This is a genomic window from Actinomadura sp. GC306, assembly GCF_004348665.1.
Lineage (GTDB): Bacteria > Actinomycetota > Actinomycetes > Streptosporangiales > Streptosporangiaceae > Spirillospora.
In genome coordinates this window covers 1-2,586 of the sequence record NZ_SMKM01000462.1, presented here as the reverse complement: position 1 = coordinate 2,586, position 2,586 = coordinate 1, and the positions used below count along the sequence as shown (strand labels likewise).

The window sequence follows — 2,586 nt, the reverse complement described above, 5'->3', positions numbered from 1 at the left end:
GGCGTTCCGAGCCCACGAGCCACCAGATAACGCCAGCCCCTCCACAACCAGACAGCGCCCTGCCACTCGGCTGTGCACCCCGGGCTCAAGATGACGACCGTGCGGCCAGCGGGCGAGGCAGGCTCTGTGATGGACCCACAAACCTCAACCACCACGGCACCCCCGCACCGACCTCGACGCCCAAGGGGCCACCAAAGGCAGACCCCAAGCCGGCGAAAAGCCTGATCGCGGAGCGCGCGTGCTGTGGTGTGAGGCGAGGCCAGGCGCGTCAGCGCCGCAGCGGGGATGGTTTCCCGGGCACGGTGACCTCAGCCGCAGCAGCAACCCCGCAACGACCTCAACGCTTGCGATCGCGTCTGGAGGCAGGTTTCGAGCGTGCGAGAAGCCTGATCGTGGGGCGAGCGTGCTGTGGTGTGAGCCGAGGCCAGGCGCGTCAGCGCCGGAGCGGGGACGGTTTCCCGGGCACGGTGACCTCAGCTGCAGCAGCAACCCCGCAACGGCCCCGACGCTTGCGATCGCGTCTGGAGGCAGGTTTCGAGCGTGCGAGAAGCGTGATCGTGGGGCGAGCGTGCTGTGGTGTTAGGGGTGCCCGGGCGTGTCAGCGCCGCAGTGGGGATGGTTTTGCGGGTGCGGGGTCCTCAGCCGCCGCGGCAACCCTGCGACGACCCCGACGCCTGCGATCGCGTCCGGAGGCAGGTTTCGAGCGTGCGAGAAGCTTGATCGTGGGGCGAGCGTGCTGTTGTGTGAGGCGAGGCCAGGCGCGTCAGCGCCGGAGCGGAGGCGGTTTTCCGGGCGCGGTGACCTCAGCCACCACGCCAACCCCGCAACGACCCCAACGCCTGCGATCGCGTCCGAAGGCAGGTTTCGAGCCTGCGAGAAACCTGATCGCGCAGCGAGCCGCTAGGCGAGTTCGGAGCGATGCAGCGATCGCGCGCATTGCCCGCCGAAGGAGGCCCCCAGGGCCGACGCCAAGGGCAATGCAATAAGAAGGAGGAATGATGGACGTGGGTACGCCGGTGCTCGTTGTGCTGCGGCATGCCAAGGCCGTGGCCGGGTTGGGGGTGCCGGACATCGAGCGGTCGCTCAATGATCGTGGGCGGCGGGATGCGGTGGCGGCCGGGGAGTGGTTGCGGGCGGAGGGGCTCGTCCCGGATCTGGTGTTGTGTTCCACGGCGGCGCGGACGCGGGAGACGCTGGCGTTGCTGGACGTCGGCGCCGAGGTGAGTTTCGAGTCGGGGATCTACGACAACGATTCGCGGGAGCTTCTCGAGCTGGTGAGCCGGACGCCGGACGAGGTCGGGAAGGTGCTGCTGGTGGGGCACAATCCGTCGGTGCATCAGCTCGTCTATGATCTCGCGGGCAGTGCGCCGGCGCTGTTCCCGACGTGTGCGGCGGCCGTGATCGAGTTGTCGGGGACGTGGGCGGACGTGCATCCCGGGTCGGGGACGCTTCGCGCCACGCGTGCGCCGAAGGACTGACGTCAGGGTCGTGGTTCGGCGGCCCGGAGTGACGAGTCGATGACGGTGCCGGTGTCCTCGCGGAGCAGGCGGATGACGTGGCGGGTGCCGGAGACCTGCAGGAGGGCGTGCCGGAGCGGGGTGAACTCGTCCCGGTCGATGCCGGAGCGGAGTTCGGCGCGGCGGCGTTTGACGACCTTGGTCAGGTGGGTGTCGAGGTCGGCGAGTTCGTCGTCGAGGTCTTCGGCGGGTGTCGCGGCCTTGGGGTCGGGTTCGTCCTCCAGTAGTTCCGCGGTCTCTTCGAGCTGGTCGGCGAGGCGGTCGAGGATCTCGGGGATGGGGCCGGTGTCGACGGCTTCTTCGCGGGACAGTTTGGCGACGGTGATGAGGTGGTCGCGGACGCGGTGGGCGGCGTCGACGGCGGTGCCGAGCTCGGTGATCAGCGCGGTGTCGGGGAGCCGTTCGTGGCCGAGGCGGGTGCGGGTCTCGGCGACGGCCTCGGCGGAGCGTTCGGCGGCGACGATCGTGTCGTGCGGGAGGCGGGTGCGTTCGCCGGCGAGGACGTCGGCGGTGGCGCGGACGAGGTCGGCGTGCCGGTCGAGGAGGCGGCCGAGGAGGACGGGCAGGCGTTCGAGGTGCCCGGCGGGCCACAGCAGCCGGACGGCGAGGTAGGCGATGACGGTGCCGCCGAGGGTGAGGACGATGCGCTGCCCGGCGGTGAGCCAGTCGGACGGGGTGCTGAACTCCAGCAGCATCATCGCCAGCGGCGTCCCGAACAGGGCCCAGTAGGTGTAGTTCACGGCGCGCATCGCGAACCCGGCGACGGCGAAGCAGAAGACGATCACCGCGATGGTGGGCTGGCCGGGGGCGAGGGCGAGGATGACCGCGGCGATGACGGATCCGGCGGCGGTGCCGCCGAAGCGCTGGACGAGGCGTTCGACGGTCTCGCCGTAGGTGGCGCGCAGGCTCAGCATCGCGGTGATCGTCATCCAGTGCCCGAACTGCAGGTCCAGCGCGGCGGCGAGGGCCATGGTGACGAGGGCGGTCAGGTAGACGCGCGACACCTGCCGGAACCGGGGGGAGCGGGTGCGGACGGCGCTGCGGACCCGTTCCAGTACGGGGGTGGGGT

General features: G+C 70.5%; 2 protein-coding genes. One reads left to right on the top strand and one right to left on the bottom strand.

Features of this window, described 5'->3' with window-relative positions; all coding sequences use genetic code 11:
- The first annotated feature begins 998 nt into the window (after positions 1-998).
- The gene (locus tag E1200_RS32595) at positions 999-1,478 is read left to right on the top strand and encodes a histidine phosphatase family protein (protein ID WP_131956430.1); all 480 of its coding nucleotides are present in this window, start codon (positions 999-1,001) and stop codon (positions 1,476-1,478) included.
- A 2-nt stretch (positions 1,479-1,480) separates the two neighbouring features.
- On the opposite strand, the gene E1200_RS32590 is transcribed toward E1200_RS32595, so the two are convergent.
- Positions 1,481-2,586 (bottom strand): FUSC family protein (locus tag E1200_RS32590; protein WP_131956428.1); only part of this gene is annotated, 1,106 nt, incomplete at its 5' end.

Excerpts from the sequence above, each read along its gene's own strand:
- E1200_RS32595 (WP_131956430.1), top strand. The coding sequence starts at position 999 with ATGGACGTGGGTACGCCGGTGCTCGTTGTGCTGCGGCATGCCAAGGCC.